Source organism: Oceanobacillus sp. FSL K6-3682 (assembly GCF_037976165.1).
GTDB lineage: Bacteria > Bacillota > Bacilli > Bacillales > Amphibacillaceae > Oceanobacillus > Oceanobacillus sojae.
The window spans coordinates 3,460,694-3,477,160 of record NZ_CP150263.1 but is presented as its reverse complement, the minus strand read 5'-3'; the positions used below and the strand labels follow the sequence as shown (position 1 = coordinate 3,477,160).

General features: G+C 38.7%; 16 protein-coding genes and 1 other RNA gene. 14 read left to right on the top strand and 3 right to left on the bottom strand.

Features of this window, described 5'->3' with window-relative positions:
• The first annotated feature begins 138 nt into the window (after window positions 1-138).
• The 6 genes from MHH51_RS17230 (at window position 139) to MHH51_RS17205 (ending at window position 6,000) form a co-directional block, all read left to right on the top strand.
• A complete protein-coding gene (locus MHH51_RS17230) occupies window positions 139-885 on the top strand; it encodes an alpha/beta fold hydrolase (RefSeq protein ID WP_147210359.1) in 747 nt (248 codons plus the stop codon).
• Between the two features lie 40 nt (window positions 886-925).
• On the top strand, window positions 926-3,211 hold the full coding sequence (gene rnr / locus MHH51_RS17225; RefSeq protein WP_339282620.1) for a ribonuclease R: 2,286 nt from the start codon (window positions 926-928) through the stop codon (window positions 3,209-3,211).
• Between the two features lie 186 nt (window positions 3,212-3,397).
• A complete protein-coding gene (smpB, locus tag MHH51_RS17220; protein WP_077601995.1) occupies window positions 3,398-3,865 on the top strand; it encodes an SsrA-binding protein SmpB in 468 nt (155 codons plus the stop codon).
• A 151-nt stretch (window positions 3,866-4,016) separates the two neighbouring features.
• Window positions 4,017-4,380, top strand: a transfer-messenger RNA (tmRNA) gene (gene ssrA / locus MHH51_RS17215).
• Between the two features lie 146 nt (window positions 4,381-4,526).
• Window positions 4,527-5,048 carry a GrpB family protein gene (locus tag MHH51_RS17210; RefSeq protein ID WP_339286316.1) on the top strand — a complete coding sequence of 174 codons (522 nt, stop codon included), beginning with the start codon at window positions 4,527-4,529 and terminating at the stop codon, window positions 5,046-5,048.
• 40 nt (window positions 5,049-5,088) lie between these two features.
• Entirely contained in the window at window positions 5,089-6,000 is a 912-nt protein-coding gene (locus MHH51_RS17205; protein WP_339282617.1) for an aminoglycoside phosphotransferase family protein, read from the top strand.
• A gap of 128 nt (window positions 6,001-6,128) precedes the next feature.
• On the opposite strand, the gene MHH51_RS17200 is transcribed toward MHH51_RS17205, so the two are convergent.
• Together MHH51_RS17200 and MHH51_RS17195 are read right to left on the bottom strand one after the other, a co-directional pair.
• Window positions 6,129-6,461 (bottom strand): hypothetical protein, encoded by a 333-nt coding sequence (locus MHH51_RS17200; RefSeq protein WP_147210291.1) that lies wholly within the window; start codon window positions 6,459-6,461, stop codon window positions 6,129-6,131.
• A gap of 32 nt (window positions 6,462-6,493) precedes the next feature.
• Window positions 6,494-6,736 carry a hypothetical protein gene (locus tag MHH51_RS17195; RefSeq protein WP_147210292.1) on the bottom strand — a complete coding sequence of 81 codons (243 nt, stop codon included), beginning with the start codon at window positions 6,734-6,736 and terminating at the stop codon, window positions 6,494-6,496.
• Window positions 6,737-6,852: 116 nt separating this feature from the next.
• Here MHH51_RS17195 and MHH51_RS17190 point away from each other — a divergent pair, with 116 nt between their 5' ends.
• From MHH51_RS17190 to MHH51_RS17155, 8 genes are all read left to right on the top strand, one after another.
• Window positions 6,853-8,208 carry a serine hydrolase domain-containing protein gene (locus MHH51_RS17190; RefSeq protein WP_339282614.1) on the top strand — a complete coding sequence of 452 codons (1,356 nt, stop codon included), beginning with the start codon at window positions 6,853-6,855 and terminating at the stop codon, window positions 8,206-8,208.
• A gap of 367 nt (window positions 8,209-8,575) precedes the next feature.
• Window positions 8,576-10,981 (top strand): nitrite reductase large subunit NirB, encoded by a 2,406-nt coding sequence (nirB, locus tag MHH51_RS17185; protein ID WP_339282612.1) that lies wholly within the window; start codon window positions 8,576-8,578, stop codon window positions 10,979-10,981.
• Between the two features lie 50 nt (window positions 10,982-11,031).
• Window positions 11,032-11,349: a nitrite reductase small subunit NirD gene (gene nirD / locus MHH51_RS17180; RefSeq protein WP_339282610.1), complete on the top strand. Its 318-nt coding sequence runs from the start codon at window positions 11,032-11,034 to the stop codon at window positions 11,347-11,349.
• A 3-nt stretch (window positions 11,350-11,352) separates the two neighbouring features.
• On the top strand, window positions 11,353-12,759 hold the full coding sequence (cobA, locus tag MHH51_RS17175; protein WP_339282608.1) for a uroporphyrinogen-III C-methyltransferase: 1,407 nt from the start codon (window positions 11,353-11,355) through the stop codon (window positions 12,757-12,759).
• A gap of 1 nt (window position 12,760) precedes the next feature.
• On the top strand, window positions 12,761-13,552 hold the full coding sequence (locus tag MHH51_RS17170; RefSeq protein WP_339282606.1) for a sirohydrochlorin chelatase: 792 nt from the start codon (window positions 12,761-12,763) through the stop codon (window positions 13,550-13,552).
• Window positions 13,470-13,958 (top strand): NAD(P)-dependent oxidoreductase, encoded by a 489-nt coding sequence (locus tag MHH51_RS17165; RefSeq protein WP_339282605.1) that lies wholly within the window; start codon window positions 13,470-13,472, stop codon window positions 13,956-13,958. Before MHH51_RS17170 ends, MHH51_RS17165 begins: the two co-directional genes overlap by 83 nt.
• Complete coding sequence (locus MHH51_RS17160) at window positions 13,955-14,773, top strand: formate/nitrite transporter family protein (RefSeq protein ID WP_339282604.1); 819 nt, start codon at window positions 13,955-13,957, stop codon at window positions 14,771-14,773. Before MHH51_RS17165 ends, MHH51_RS17160 begins: the two co-directional genes overlap by 4 nt.
• Window positions 14,774-14,952: 179 nt before the next feature.
• The gene (locus tag MHH51_RS17155; RefSeq protein ID WP_147210300.1) at window positions 14,953-15,423 is read left to right on the top strand and encodes a DinB family protein; all 471 of its coding nucleotides are present in this window, start codon (window positions 14,953-14,955) and stop codon (window positions 15,421-15,423) included.
• Window positions 15,424-15,536: 113 nt separating this feature from the next.
• Here the strand turns inward: MHH51_RS17155 and MHH51_RS17150 are convergent, their stop codons facing one another.
• Window positions 15,537-16,433, bottom strand: a complete 897-nt coding sequence (locus MHH51_RS17150; protein ID WP_156984854.1) for a LysR family transcriptional regulator — start codon at window positions 16,431-16,433, stop codon at window positions 15,537-15,539.
• Window positions 16,434-16,467 lie beyond the last annotated feature (34 nt).

Below are 16,467 nucleotides of genomic sequence, written 5' to 3'. Positions count from 1 at the left end.
TTTTTATTTCCGCTTAAAGGGGAAGTTTAAAAAGTACGCTTTACCAGCCTTTTTGAACACACTTCTATAACGATACAGGGTATACTAGAAATGAATTTGGAAAAAATGATTTAGAGAAGATGAAGGGAATGGATGATTGTGAAAATAAAGCTGCCGCAGCCATTTACATTTGAAGCTGGAGAGCGTGCTGTCTTATTATTACACGGATTTACAGGTCATTCTGCAGATGTCCGTATGCTTGGACGGTTTTTAGAAAAGAAAGGCTATACGAGCCATGCGCCAATTTATCGCGGGCACGGGCTCCCTCCGGAGGAATTAATTAAAAGTAATCCGGAACAGTGGTGGGCAGATGTAAAAGCCGCATATAACTATTTGAAGGATTTAGGTTATAAGGAAATTGCTGTAGCGGGTCTTTCTCTTGGAGGGGTATTAGGTTTAAAACTTGCTTATTCTGAGCAAATTAAAGGTATGGTATCTATGTGTGCACCGATGTTTTTTGATAATGAGGAGCAGCTGACGAAGGGTTTTCGGGAGTTTTCCAGAGAGTTTAAACAGCTCGAACAAAAGGATGAAGCTGTTATTGAAGAAGAATTGGATACATTAATGGAAAATTCCAAGGAGCTGTTTAAGGGTGTAGGAGCTACCATTAAAGAAGTAAAATCAAATATTGATATGATCTATACACCAACTTTTGTTGTCCAGGCAGAAAAGGATGAAATGATCAACAAGGACAGTGCTAATTATATTTATAATAATGTAGAATCTACACAAAAAGAGATTAAGTGGTACCCCAATTCAGGTCATGTTATTACAATGGATAAAGAAAAGGAACAGCTTCACGAAGATATCTATATGTTTTTAGAAAACTTAAATTGGGAAGTATAAACTATAAAGCAGGAAAGATAAATAGAAAGAAGGTGAGACAATGAAAGAACGAATTTTAGATTATATTAAAGAAAATAGTACCAAACCCTTGTCTGTACAAGAATTAGAAGAGTCCCTGGGATTAGAGGAAGCATCAGAATTTAAAGAGCTGGTCATTGCTCTGAATGAACTGGAATTAGAGGGAGAGCTTGTCCGGACAAGGAAAAACAGATTTGGACTTCCTGACAAAATGAATCTCATTAAGGGAACCATTCAAATGCATGCAAAAGGTTTTGCCTTTCTTATTCCGGAAGATGAAAATGAAACGGATGTTTATATCCATGCAAATGATATGGAATCTGCAATGAATAAGGATAAAGTACTTGTACGTCTGGAAAAGAAAGATACAGAAGGCTCCCGCCCGGAAGGAAAGGTTATACGTATTTTAGAGCGTGCAGTAGTTACCGTTGTCGGTACATTTGAGGATAACCGTTCCTTTGGTTTTGTTATTGCTGATGATAAGCGGATTCCAAATGATATTTTTATTTCTAAGGGACATACACATGGAGCTATCGACGGTCATAAAGTACTTGCACGCATTACTAAATATCCGGAAGGAAGAAAAAGTGCAGAAGGAGAAATTATTCAGATTCTGGGTCATAAAAATGATCCGGGAATTGATATTCTTTCCATTATTTATAAGCACGGTATCCCGATAGATTTTCCGGAAGAGGTAATAGAGCAAGCAAATGAGGTTCCGGAAGAAATTGATCCAAATGATATACGGGGGAGAAAGGATCTGCGGGATGAAGTTGTCGTTACGATTGATGGAGCAGATGCCAAGGACCTTGATGATGCTGTAAGTGTCAAACGTCTTGATAATGGAAATTATGAGCTCGGAGTTTATATCGCAGACGTCAGTCATTATGTGAAGGAAGGTACACCGCTGGATAATGAAGCATTTGAGCGGGGAACAAGTGTTTATTTAGTCGATCGAGTGATTCCGATGATTCCTCATCGCCTATCCAATGGTATCTGTTCCCTTAACCCCCAGGTTGATCGTTTAACACTGGGATGTAAAATGGAGATTAATACAAGTGGACAAGTTGTTCATCATGAAATTTTCCAAAGTGTTATTAATTCGAATGAACGAATGACTTACTCTGATGTGAATAAGATTTTAGTAGATAAGGATGAAGAATTACGCAAGAAATATGAACCGCTTGTTCCGATGTTTGAGAATATGGAAAAGCTTGCAGCTATTTTGCGCGGGAAACGCTTTGGACGAGGCGCTATTGACTTTGATTTTAAAGAAGCAAAAGTGCTTGTCGATGAAAAAGGCCATCCGACTGATGTGGTCATTCGCGAACGCTCCGTCGGGGAGAAATTAATTGAAGAATTTATGCTGGCAGCGAATGAAACAATTGCTGAGCATTTCCATTGGATGGATGTACCATTTATCCATCGTATTCATGAGGATCCGGATGAAGGGAAGCTTGAGAAATTCTATGAATTCTTAGCTGGACTTGGCATCTCAGTAAAAGGAACAGCTAACGAAATCCATCCGCAGCAGCTTCAAAAAGTGCTGGACTCCATTAAAGATGAGCCAGAGGAAATGATTGTATCCAAGTTAATGCTACGTTCCATGCAGCAGGCAAAATATTCGCCACATAGTGTTGGCCATTTTGGCCTGGCAACGGATTTTTATACACATTTCACATCGCCGATCCGCCGTTATCCGGATTTAATTGTACATCGCTTAATCCGCACTTATTTAATTGAAAACAAGATGGATAAGAAAACGATGAAGCATTGGAAGGATCGGATGCCGGAAATTGCCCGCCATACTTCAGAAATGGAACGTCGGGCAGTAGATGCCGAGCGTGATACCGATAATATGAAGAAAGCAGAATTTATGAAAGATAAGATTGGTGAAGAATTTACCGGCATTATCAGCTCTGTAACGAATTTCGGTATGTTTGTCGAATTGGAAAATACGGTAGAAGGGCTGGTTCATGTCAGCTATTTGACAGATGATTATTATCATTTCGATGAGCGCAGTCAGGCGATGATTGGCGAACGGACAGCTAAAGTATTCCGTGTTGGAGACGAAGTGGATATTAAGGTGGCTGATGTAAACCTGGAGGAATACACAGTTGATTTTGAACTGACATCCTTAGGTTCACCGCGCAGGAAGGAAAGAAAGGACAAGTCTTCCAGACGGGTTATCCAATCTTCACCAAAAACGAAAGAAAAATCAAAAGCAAAGCCAAAAGTGAAGGGTAAAGCAAACCCAAAAGGTAAAGCAAATCTTAAAAATAAGAAAAAGAATAAACCAAAACGATAAAATCTCTGCCTAGGAGATTTTATCGTTTTTTCACACAGGGAGCAGAGGTTCATCAAATGAATGAAACTTTTGAGATAAGACAGGTTTTTTGGTAAAATATACAGAGGATTCATACGGGGAGAGAGCGAGATTTCTTTCCATGTGAACAAGAACTTTTAAAAGTTCGATGGAAGAGGATGATTTTAGATGCCAAAAGGAAATGGAAAAACCATTGCACAAAATAAAAAAGCTTCCCACGATTATTTTATTGAAGAAACGTATGAGGCGGGTATTGTTCTACAGGGCACGGAAATTAAGTCCATTCGTAACGGCAGAGTGAACATTAAAGATGCTCATGCGCGGATTGACAGAAAAGGGGAAGTGCAATTAATTAACTTGCATATCGCTGAATACGAGCAGGGAAATCGTTATAATCACGACCCGACCCGTTCAAGAAAGCTGTTGCTTCATCGCAAGGAAATTGATAAATTAATTGGTCTGACTCAGCAGCAGGGGTATGCATTAGTCCCATTAAAAATTTATATTAAAAATGGTTATGCAAAAGTGTTAATTGGACTTGGAAAAGGGAAGAAGAAATACGATAAGCGTGAAGACCTAAAACGTAAGCAAATGAAGCGCGATGTGGACCGTGCTATTAAAGACCATATGCGTTAATCTGAAGCATATTTGACAATTTAGCATGATTTGTTATAATGGAAGGTACCCTGTTCATAGTATGCTGTTTATTGAACAGCTATTACTATAGAAACAAGGGATAACTGAATAATTAAAATGTGTTTAATTATTCCCTGTGATTTTTTTATACGGGGACGTTACGGATTCGACAGGGGTAGATTGAGCTCAAGTTGCACGTCGAGGTTACGGCTCGTAAAACGTTACGCCTAAATATAATTGGCAAAGAAAACAATCAACCTGTTTTAGCAGCTGCGTAAGTAGCCTAAAACGATCCTTCCTGCCATCGCCCGTGTGGCAGATTGAAGGGTCTCAAATGAAGCGGGCTATACTGCTATCCACCGTCTGAGGATGGGCAGAAGAACTTAATCAGACTAGTTCCATGAAAGCCTGTCAGTAGGCTGACATGAGAGCGAATGATAATATACTGACTAAGCGTGTAGATACTTGAGTGCCGATACTCTTGGACGAGGGTTCGACTCCCTCCGTCTCCATTTGGAGAATATGAAAAAGGGTTGTAAATGTTGATATATCAATGTTTTCAACTCTTTTTATTATTTTAGGACTGCTATTTTGTTACTGGGCTCAGAAATCAGGTTAAAAATATTATCTTAAACTATGTATATAAAAGGGGAGAGATATGTTGAAAGTCAGATTAAGTCCTTATAATCCTGATTGGGTAAATGAATATAAAAAGGAATGTAAGCGGTTAAGCGAACTGTTTGGTGATCTTGTCATTCAATTTGAGCACTTTGGCAGTACCTCTATTGTTAATATGAAAGCTAAGCCAGTCATTGATATGCTGATTATTGTTAAAAATATTGATAAAGTTGATCAACTTAACCCGTACATAAGAGAACTAGGCTATGATATAGCTGGTGAATGGGGCATTGAAGGCAGAAGATTATTGCGCAAAGGAGGCGAGGATAGAACACATCATATACATATCTATCAAGAAGGAAATGAGGAGATAGACAGACATTTAATATTCAGAGATTATTTAAGGATACATACAAAGGAAGCCGTTAAATATAGCCAGTTTAAAGAGCAGTTAGCAATGAAGTATCAGGATACAAACGAATACAGTAAAGCAAAAAGAAGCTATGTGAGTGAACTGGAGCAGAGAGCTTTGGAATGGTATAAAAAAGAGAAAGGGCACCTTTGATAAAAATTGAATGAGATAAAGGAACTTATGAGGGGGCTGTATGGTTAACATAAGAGAGATCATCACTTCTAATCATTTACACGCAGAAAGCTATAAAGAATTAAAAGCAGGGTATTCATCTGCAAAAAAATATAAACTCTATTCTTCTGAAAATAATCCGGCATATTTATTGAAAATATATGATTTTGAAAAAAGAGATAGAATCAAACATGAATTTGAGCTGCTAAATCATCATTATCAAAATAAAGTTTTATGCCAAAAAGCAAAGCTGTTTGGATACAGTGAAAAAGAGTGGATATGCTATCTGATTCTGCCTTATATTAAAGGAATAAGCGGTGATATTGCTTTACCTGAGCTAGGGGAGCATTCACAGTATAAAATTGGCTTGCAAGCAGGGAGAGAATTAAGAAAAATTCATTTATTAACACCGGATATCACATTTAACTGGTATCAAAAAAGGTTCCAAAAATATCAAGATAAATTACAAACCTGCAAAAAATTCGGCCTGGCCTTTTATAAACAAAAATTTATAGAGGGTTATATTAATGAGAATATTGATATGTTAAAGAATAGCCCGGTGAGTTTCCAGCACGATGATTTTCATCCTCAAAATATTATTATAAAAAATGAGAAGTTAAACGGAATTATCGATTTTGATTCATTTGACTGGGGCGATCCATGGGAAGAATTTTTTAAGCTGCCGAAATACACAATTCAAACAAGCACTTATTTTGCTAAAGGACAGGTGATGGGATATTTTGATAATAAAATTCCAGATATATTCTGGCGAAAGTACAATTTATTTGTTGCTTTAAACCAGCATGCGAATCAAATCAGCGGTTACTTGAGAGGGAATTTGAAAGATGTGCAGGAGAGAACGCGTTATATCATTGAAACACATGATTTTAATAATAATAATCCACCTGAATGGTTTGTGAGATGCAGTGTTTGACGATCTGCAATGTACAGAGTTTTACAATATTGATTAGTAAAAGGGGGATCACATCTTAGAAGCAGATAAAAATGTGCGGCCCTTTTAAGGTTCAAAATTATTCTTTGCTAAAAAAAAGCATCCCCATGTTATCTGTATTGTTCTCTTTCAAATTCAGAATAAAATTCACCAGTTTCAGCATTAAATAAGACATATTTCATGCTTTTTAATGCTTTGTCCCATCCAACTACTTTAATCACCACTGTCCCATTTTTAGGATCATTTGTAACTCCGAAGTTATATCCTTTTGCAAATAGGTCGCCTGGATATAAGTCTGTTAATTTTTTTGCTTTTTCTAAGAGTTCAGGGCTGTCGTGTTTGATTTTTGATAAGTCATCAATAAAATGATTTTCTGGATGAATGATGCCTTCATCAGGTAATTCTACGTGTTCATTAATTTTTGCGTCATGTATGTTTACCAAATAAAGGCGGCTTGTATTAGGTACTCCAAAAGTTATGTTCCAATATCTCCGTTTTCCATCAGCTCCGGTTGGTTCTTTATCATATCATTATCAACACTGGTCCCTTCAATTAATTTAGCTTTTTCATCCCATTTTATAGCATCTGAATAAGCTAAATCGATCGCTTGTTTTATCGTTATGGAAGGAGGTAATTCTTTTGAAGAACTCGTTTGACTACTACAACTACTAAGAATTAAACAAAGACTAATAAATAAAAATAGGCGGATTTTTTTCATGAACTAACCTCCATGTATGTTAAAATAACTTAACAAGTATTGTATTTAAAGGAAATTTCAGAGAACATTTGAACAATAAAAAGAATATTTATTAAGTTAAAAAGGAAGGTAGTTCTATGGATAAAAAAGTATATGAAGAATTCGCTGAATCGCTCGTGAATGCCTATAAAACTCCGGGAGCAATCGTTGCATTGAACAATCAAATTTACGAAAAAGGGTTCGGGTACCGGGATAAGGAAAATGAATTACCTGTAACGGCTGACACGATTTTTGGAATTGGAAGTATCACAAAATCAATGGCTAGTATCGCAATTCTCCAGCTGCAAGAAAAGGGAAATCTATCCGTCGATGATTATATTAAGGCATATATACCTGAGATTACATTTAAAGGAAGTGATGAAATAACGCTTCATCACTTGATGACTCATACGTCCGGCATTCCGCCATTAAACACACTTTTTTACGCAAATAAGCGGTCAATGGAAAGAGATGGCTCATTCGATGTGCAGATCAAATTGGGCTTACCTCTTGAACGGGAGCAGGACAGTATTGATACGTATGACGAATTTATAGGTTATTTAAATAGCCTGTCATTTGACCTGCTTGACGAGCCCGGAAAATCATTCAGCTATTCAAACGACGGCTATGCCTTGCTTAGTATCATTATTGAACGTGTTAGCGGGCTGCCATATGAACATTATATAGAGAAAAATATCTTTACTCCTCTCGGGATGAAAAGCAGCTTTTTGAATCCGAATCAATTGGACGAGCAGGCAGCACGTCAGTATGATATTGACCCGACAGCTGAGACACCGGCTATTAAATACTCACCTGAATGGTGGGATGCCCCAGTAATGTGGGCAGCCGGTTATGTTAAATCAACTGCGAATGATATGCTTCGTTATAGTGATGTCTTTTTAAACAAAGGCAATGGTATTTTAACGGAAGAAAGTCTTACTGCAATGACCGCTCAATATATTGAAATAGAGCCTGGCCGGTATTATGGTTATGGAGTTATGATTACACCTGACTTTTTTGGTACAACGCTTATTGAACATGGTGGAGGGATTAAAGGCGTGACGGCACATTTCGCAGTGCTGTCTGAGAAAAATATTGCCGCTATCTGTCTGACGAATATTGCAGGTGCCCCTGCGGAATCTCTTCTGAGAGGAGCTCTGCAAAGCGAAATGGATATAGCACCAGATAAAAAAGCTGCTAAATATGATGATTATACACTTAGCGAAGCAGATTGCAAGGCTATTACTGGAGTCTACAAATCTAATGAGGGACAAACAATTAAGGTTTATGAAAAAGATAAAGCAATTTTTGTAGAGATCCAGGGAGCTCAAATACCAACGCAAGCCGTCAGCAGCAGAGCGGTGACAATTACCATGCAGGGCACTGATTTCCTGTTGCAGTTTAAAGACGGATGCCTTCACTTTGGATTTAGACAACTTCTAAAAAGTGAATAGTTTTACAAATATATAAAGCTAAAAGATACAGAATGAACATTAATTTGGCAGGGTTGCCTGGAGGTTAAGGCGACCCAGCTTTGTCATAATAAATGATGGCATATATTTCAGCGATTTAATTTTTTCCTAAAGCACGCCCTTTCAATTAAACAACTTTTCATCAAGTCACTCAAAACCAGACACAAACTGTTCAAAAAATCAATGCAATTCAAAAAAAGAATATGCTACACTAACTGTAGAGGGATTTACTTCTTAACTAAATATAGGCTAAAAAAGCAAAAAATTTTAATTACAATTGTGAAACAATTCACAATTTATTTTTTGGGATATCATGTGAATTACTTCACAAAAATTGGAGGATTATGCCATGAAGAGAAAGCTCGTAATGATTGGAAATGGGATGGCTGGAGTCAGGTGTATCGAGGAAATTTTAGAAAGAAATAAAGAGACTTTTGAAATCACTATTATCGGAGATGAACCTTATCCGAACTACAATCGGATTATGCTTTCACATGTTTTACAAGGAAAAACAGAGGTCTCTGAAATTAATATGAATGATTGGGAATGGTATCAGGAAAATGAAATTACACTGTTTACCGGTGAAAAAGTAACGGAAATAAAAACGGAAGATAAAAAAATGAAGACAGATAAAGATAGAGTTATTCCTTATGATGAGTTAATTATTGCAACTGGATCCAGCGCATTTATTTTACCTGTACCTGGAAGCGAGCTGGAAGGTGTTATCGGCTTTAGAAACATTCAGGATACAGAATTTATGATTGACACGTCAAAGCGCTATAAAAAAGCAGCTGTGATTGGCGGCGGACTCCTTGGATTGGAAGCAGCCAGAGGATTAATGGATCGGGGTATGCAGGTTCAGGTTGTACACCTGATGCCAAGACTGATGGAGCAGCAATTAGATAACCCTGCAGCTAAAATGCTTAAGAAGGATTTAGAAGCACAGGGAATGGAATTTTTAATGGAAAAGCAGACAGCTGAAATTTATGGAGGGGAACGGGTGGAAGGAATCACATTTTCAGATGGTTCTTCTATCGAATGTGACCTTGTAGTGATGGCAGTTGGGATCCGGCCTAATGTTGTTTTGGCAAAACAGGCCGGGCTGAATGTCAATCGGGGTGTCGTCGTGAATGATCAGATGCAGACTTCAGTTCCTTCTATTTATGCAATAGGGGAGTGTGCTGAGCATAACGGTATCACCTATGGACTGGTCGCACCACTTTATGAGCAGGGGGTTGAGCTGGCGAAGTATTTAACGGGAGAGAATACAGCCGGGTATCACGGCAGTATTTTATCTACACAACTAAAAGTTGCGGGCTGTGATTTATTCTCAGGTGGAAAAATTGAAGAAGATGAAAATACAGATGCAATTATCGTTCAGGATCAGTTTTCGGGTGTGTATAAGAAGGTTCTTGTTTCAGATAACAAAGTAGTCGGTGTCGTGCTTTATGGTGATGCTTCAGACGGAACCCGGCTGTTCAGCATGCTGAAGAAAGAAACAGATATCAGTGATTTTACAAGTGCTGCAGTCCTGCAAAAAGCTAGTGAAGATGCAGCAGAAGAGATGATAGCTGAGATGAGCCCGGATGAAACAGTCTGCGGCTGTAATGGTGTCACAAAAGGAACGATTGTTCAGGCTATCCTGGAACAGAATTTAAAATCATTTGAGGAAGTAAAAACCTGTACCAAGGCTGGCGCTTCCTGCGGGAAATGTAAGGGTGTTGTGGAAGGTATCCTCTCACATACGCTGGGAGACAGCTTTGATCCGGCTGCGGTAAAAACTGGAATGTGTGGATGTACAATGCTGACGCGGGATGAAGTCGTTACAGAAATCAAAGAGAAAGGTCTGCAATCTCCAAAAGAAGTCCGTAATGTACTTGGATTTGCAAATGAAGAAGGGTGTCATGTCTGCCGTCCTGCGCTCAATTATTATATGAGAATGATTAGACCGGGAGAATATGAAGATGACAAAGCTTCCCGTTTAGTAAATGAGCGGATGAACGGTAATATCCAAAATAACGGTACATTCTCTGTTGTTCCACGAATGTACGGCGGAACAACAACTGGCGATGACTTAATCCGGCTGGGGGAAGTTGCGAATAAATATAATGTACCTTTAGTAAAAATCACCGGTGCAAGCAGAGTTGGATTATACGGAGTGAAAAAAGAAGATGTACCACAAGTATGGGAAGACCTTGGCATGCGATCAGGATATGCTTATTCCAAATCATTGCGAAATGTAAAATCCTGTGTCGGCGCTCAGTTTTGCCGTTTCGGAACGCAGGATTCTCTGGGATTGGGAATTCGTTTAGAGAAAGAGCTGGAGATGGTAGACACTCCTCATAAAATGAAAATAGGTGTGTCAGGCTGTCCACGTAACTGTGCAGAAGCATTAACCAAAGATTTTGGCGTTGTCTGTGTCGAAAACGGATTTCAGCTTTACTTTGGAGGAAATGGCGGAACAGAGGTCCGCGAATGTGACTCCTTTACAACCGTAAAGACAGAAGAAGAAGTAATCACCATGGCGACGGCTTTTATGCAGTATTATCGGGAAACTGGTATTTATAATGAAAGAACTGCTCCTTGGGTCGATCGGATAGGAGCGGAAAATATTAAACTTGTTCTTTTAAATGAAAAACAAAATGCTGCACTGATAGAAAGATTCCATCATGCAAAAGGTACGTATGAAGAAGCTTGGAGCAGCACACTTAAAAATAGAAAAGAAAAAGAGCTGTATGAAATTGTGAAAAAATGAACAATGAGTTGTAGAGAGTATAGTACTTTTGACAAAGGGAGGTTCTTATTATGGAAGCCAGTAAAGAGAAGATAAAAATCATCAAATTGGAGGATTTGCCAAAACAAATTGGAAAGGAAATCCATGTGAACGGAGAGGCTATAGCTCTTTTTCATCTGACTAATGGAGAGGTTCAGGCAATCGGAAGCAGATGTCCGCATGCCGGCGGCCCTTTAGCCGAAGGAATTGTCTCTGGAGGATTTGTCTTTTGTCCACTGCATAACCGAAAAATTTCATTGCTCACTGGAAAAGTGCAAGCACCGGATGACGGCTGCGTAACTGTCTATGAGACAGAGATTATTGACGGTTATGTACACATGACGGTGTAGCTTATGGAAAAGCCAAAAGGATTTGTTTCATTCGTCGGTGCCGGCCCTGGGGATACAGGGCTGATGACTGAAAAAGGAATTCAATGTTTAAATAAAGCGGATATCATTTTGTATGATCGTCTGGCAAACCCGAGACTGTTGCGCAATGCGAAGGATTCCTGTGAATTTATTTATTGCGGGAAGCTGCCGGAGAGACATACGATGCGGCAGGAGAAGATAAATAAACTGCTCGTTCAATACGCGAGCAAAGGGTATTATGTTGTCCGCTTGAAAGGTGGCGATCCTTCCGTTTTCGGAAGAGTCGGCGAGGAGGCGGAAGAGCTTGCCGCTAATCATATTGCATTTGAAATAGTTCCTGGTATTACTTCCAGTATTGCGGCAGCAGCCTATGCAGGAATCCCTGTTACTCATCGGGATTACAGCACCAGCTTGACGCTCAGAACAGGGCATACCTGTAAAAGTAATGCGGCTTTGCATGGTGACGGACAGCTGTTGGGAGATACGATTGCCTACTATATGGGCATGAAAAAAATGCTGGTTAATTGCAGAGAATTGATTAATCAGGGAAAGCCGGTTGACACCAAAGTAGCTATTATCCAGTGGGGGACATTAGGAAAACAAAAAGTGGCCGAGGGAACATTGGAAACCATTCAAGCCATCATTGAAAAAGGACATATTGAAAGTCCGGCGATGATGATTGTCGGCGATGTTGTTGAGCTTAGAAAGAAGCTTATCTGGTTTGATAAGAAAATGTTCAGTGGAAGAAGAATTCTTATTGCCAAAGCATCCGGAAGTCCATTTGCTATGGAGGATTATTTTACAGAGCTCGGAGCAGAAGCTTATTCCTTTCCAATATGGAAGCAAAAGATTCATTCATTTACAAAGGAAGAATTAAAAGTGATTATGCATGCGAATCGGCTCACTTTTACAAATGCATCAAGTGTAGATATTCTGTTTCATCAATATACTCAGGCCCATTATGATATTCGTGATCTGCCTCGTAATATAGAATACCAGACGGAGCAAACAAAAAAAGCGTTGGAAGCAAGAGGAATTATGGCGAACAAAGCGGAGATCAGCGATGCATCTTCGATAGTGATTGGTTCACAATCGGATATATGTCCTGAAAAGGAAGCTTATTCTACTCATGAGTGGCTGGCTGATAAACGTTTTGATGAGATTAACAAACGAATGTTAATGGAAGAAGATTGGGAAACGGTTATTTTTCCAAATAAAGCAGCGGTAACCAGCTTTATAAAAGAGTTAAAGAAGCTTGACGTGCATCATCTATTGGATATTCAGTTTGCATATATAGGAGAGTCTGTAAAGGAATACGCCATGGAGCATGGGTTTAGTGTTATTGATGAAGCGGTTCAGTCGGAATTAAAACGAATGAATTGGAGGGATTAACATGTTTGATGCAGTGGTTTATATTGGTCATGGAAGCCGGCGTGAAGCAGGGAATGCTCAATTTAAGAAGTTTATAGAATCAGTGATGCAGGAAGTAGATTATCGGAACCAGGAAATTGCTTTTTTAGAATTAACAGATCCACCAATTTCTGAGACACTTGAAAAATTAATAGCTGGAGGAGCAAAACGCTTTTTAGTTGTTCCTATCCTTCTTTTTTCAGCACTCCATCATAAATTGGATATTCCGGAAGAACTACGTGCTGTTCAAAAGAAATATCCTTTTATATCATTTAAAATGACAGAACCATTTGGCACGCATCCATATATGGTTGACCTTGTAGTGAAACGTATTAATGCTGAAAAGAACGAGCAGGATACAGCAATTTTACTTGTTGGCAGAGGAAGCAGTCATCTTGGGCCTGTTCAAGGATTGCAGCAGATTGGAAGAAAAGTTGAGCAGAAATTGGGTATTCCTGTGTATGCAGCTTTTCTAAAGCTTGGCAAACCTAGTATGGAGGAGGCAATGGCCTTCCTTCCCTATAGATATAAAAAAGTCTATGTAATGCCTTATCTATTATTTACAGGTCTGCTGCTTGAAAAAATAAAACAGACTGTCTTCAACTCAAAAGATACCTTTGATATCTGCCGAAATTTAGAATTTGATGAGCTGATGAAAAAAACATTAATCAAACGGATGGAGGAAGCCTGTGATGGAGAAGCTGTATCCGGTAATGATGAATCTGAGCGGAAAGAAGGCAGTAATTATCGGAGGAGGAAAAATAGCTCTGCGTAAAGCAAAGGGGCTGGCAGAGACTGGTGTTAAAATAGTAGTTGTCAGCCCGGGTATACGGAAGGAGTTATTTAAACTGCATGATGTGGTGTGGAAGCAGAAAGAATTTGAAGCAAAAGATTTAAAGGGAGCACATCTTATTTTTGCAGCGACAGATAACAAAGCAGTGAATGAGTATGTTTGCCAGTGTGCTGCAGCGAATCAGTGGGTTAATGATACGAGTAAGAGTGAACGGTCTGATTTTATTACTCCGGCAGTGGTCAGACGGGATAAGTTCATCCTGGCAATTTCCACATCCGGTGCAAGTCCGGAGCTCGCCAAAGAATTGAAAGCTGAACTGGAAGTCCGCTATAACAACACCCTGGGTTATACTGTAGACATGTATGCAAAGAGGAGGAATAAAAAATGATGGAGACAATAACCACTTTCAGTAACACCGCTGTTTCCAAGGTGAAACAATTGAATCATAGTAAAAGTAAGTATCTCATTATGACCATGCTGGCAGGCTTTTTCGTGGGACTCGGTATCATTTTGATTTTTACTATCGGCGGTATGCTTGCTCCGACAGGTTTTGCTGGAACATCTATTGTAATGGGAGTATCCTTTGGAATAGCATTGAGCCTGGTCATTATGGCTGGATCTGATTTATTTACGGGAAACAATATGATTATGACGATTGGTTTTTTAACAAAAAAAACAAAGATTTTAGATGTGCTGCGTATTTGGGTGTTCAGTTATTTTGGTAATTTTGCCGGAGCGATTATTGTGGCCGGATTATTCTTTTATTCTGGACTTGCAACGGGAGGAACGGCTGATTTCATTATTTCCTCAGCAGGAGCAAAGATGAATGGCGCGTTTATGGAGCTGTTTGTCCGTGGTATCCTGTGTAATATTCTTGTCTGTCTTGCAGTATGGTGTTCTGTGAAGCTGAAGGATGAAACAGCAAAGCTTATTATGATTTTCTGGTGTCTATTCGCTTTTATCACATCTGGATTTGAGCATAGTGTGGCAAATATGACTGTATTGACAACGGCCTTAATGATTCCGCATCCGGAAACAATTTCCCTGGCCGGACTTGCTGCAAATTTAATTCCTGTATCCTTAGGTAATATTGTCGGCGGAGCTGTTTTTATTGGAGCTGCTTATTGGTATGGAATCACACAGAAAAATTCGCATGTGCAGTCTGAGTCTGCTGTTGACCAGAAATTTAAGAAAGAAGCATAAGTATTTAAGCAAAGGTATGTTGCTCATTGGAAAATGAGTATCATATCTTTTTTTGTTGCAGGGCACAATAGATTATTACATATACGTGTACTGTTCAGGCAGGAGTTATATCAATTATGTAGAAATGATTAAAGAGGGGACAAACAGGTTGGAATACCTGTAGAAGGGAGGAGACAACATTGACTAATGAACAGGAAGTATTGTTTAATCAGCTTTCTGCATATCGGGCCGATGTTTTGACAGCTGTGGAAGGAATATCAAGTGAGCAGGCAGAGGTAATACCTGGGAATTTTAATAATAATATCCGCTGGAATCTGGGGCATATTTACCTGGATCAATTTCTGTGGATCGAGGCATTAACGAAAGAGACCTCTGAAGCAACAAGGTATTTTAATAAGTGGTTCGGTTTTGGAACTTCTCCAGAGGATTTCACCTCAGAAACACCAGCGTTTGAACAGCTGGTGAGTTTATTAAGAGAGCAGCCTGATGTTATTAAGAAACAATATAAAGATCGGCTGACCGAAGAATTTGCACCGATTGATATGGGGATGTATACAGTTGAGCAGGTATTAATTCGTACTATTTTCCATGAAGGGATGCATTTGCAGGCAATTATGGATATTAAAAAGTGTATCAGACAGCATGATTAGAGCACAATAAAGGTATTTCATCTATAAATACATCAGTTAAATAAAAAGGATATAGTATATTTTGAAGAGTTAATATGCTATATCCTTTTAGTCAGCTTAATGGATTAAGCTGATTATTTATTATTTCTTATATAAGAAATAAATGTCTCAGTAAGCTGTTTTTTTTCATTATTTTTATTAGCTAATCCTGCAAATTGAATTTCATCATTAAATGGATACCCTATCGGAACAGCGGTAATTGTTTTCGTCTGTATATAAGGATCATCCTGCAGCATTAAGTCAGAAGCAATGCTGATCCCGAGCCCGGCTGATACAGAGCGGAAAAGAACACTGGGATTCTTTGTCGTAAATAAAATATTTAACGGCCCTTGGCTTGCTTCAAACTTTTCAATATTTACATTATAAAATTCCCGGTCGAATAAAATAAAAGGTGAATCCTGAATGTCTTCCAAGGTTAATGACTCTCGGAAAGCCAGTTTGGAATCAATCGGAACAATTACTTTAAAGCTGCTGGAGAGGAATAAAGAATAGACCTCCATGCTGGAATCAATTTTATGATAATCCATTAAAGAAAACAGACCGATATCTATCTCCTTTTTTTGTACGAGATGAAAAATCTCATCATTCTCTGCCTCGATAATACTTACTTCGATTTGCGGATAGTCCTTTCTGAAGCTTGAGAGGGCACGTGGAACAACTGTCATAAATAAGGATGGAGTTGTTGCAATCTTTAACGTTCCTCGCAGCGTCGCTGATAAGGAGTTGGCAGTTTGCCTTAGCTTTGATTCGGATTCTAGGATTTCTAAGATAATCGGGATAAGTTTTTTTCCATTTTCTGTTGGTATCGTACCGCTTCTGGAACGGATAAAAAGTTTATGCTCTATTTCTTTTTCAAAACTTGCAATCGATTGACTTAAAGCCGATTGACTGATATGCAGCGCTTCAGAGGCATGTGTGATCGACTCATATTCTAATACAGCTTTGATATACTGTAATTGTTCAAAATTCAATCTAATCACTCCTTTACATAAGTTTTATTAATGT

What these genes read in the sequence shown, in the direction of transcription:
- MHH51_RS17165 (WP_339282605.1), top strand. Translation starts at nt 13,470, where the DNA reads ATGGAGAAGCTGTATCCGGTAATGATGAATCTGAGCGGAAAGAAGGCA.
- MHH51_RS17205 (WP_339282617.1), top strand. Translation starts at nt 5,089, where the DNA reads ATGGTTAACATAAGAGAGATCATCACTTCTAATCATTTACACGCAGAA.
- rnr (WP_339282620.1), top strand. Translation starts at nt 926, where the DNA reads ATGAAAGAACGAATTTTAGATTATATTAAAGAAAATAGTACCAAACCC.
- nirD (WP_339282610.1), top strand. Translation starts at nt 11,032, where the DNA reads ATGGAAGCCAGTAAAGAGAAGATAAAAATCATCAAATTGGAGGATTTG.
- MHH51_RS17190 (WP_339282614.1), top strand. Translation starts at nt 6,853, where the DNA reads ATGGATAAAAAAGTATATGAAGAATTCGCTGAATCGCTCGTGAATGCC.
- MHH51_RS17195 (WP_147210292.1), bottom strand. Translation starts at nt 6,736, where the DNA reads ATGAAAAAAATCCGCCTATTTTTATTTATTAGTCTTTGTTTAATTCTT.
- MHH51_RS17160 (WP_339282604.1), top strand. Translation starts at nt 13,955, where the DNA reads ATGATGGAGACAATAACCACTTTCAGTAACACCGCTGTTTCCAAGGTG.
- smpB (WP_077601995.1), top strand. Translation starts at nt 3,398, where the DNA reads ATGCCAAAAGGAAATGGAAAAACCATTGCACAAAATAAAAAAGCTTCC.
- nirB (WP_339282612.1), top strand. Translation starts at nt 8,576, where the DNA reads ATGAAGAGAAAGCTCGTAATGATTGGAAATGGGATGGCTGGAGTCAGG.
- MHH51_RS17170 (WP_339282606.1), top strand. Translation starts at nt 12,761, where the DNA reads ATGTTTGATGCAGTGGTTTATATTGGTCATGGAAGCCGGCGTGAAGCA.
- cobA (WP_339282608.1), top strand. Translation starts at nt 11,353, where the DNA reads ATGGAAAAGCCAAAAGGATTTGTTTCATTCGTCGGTGCCGGCCCTGGG.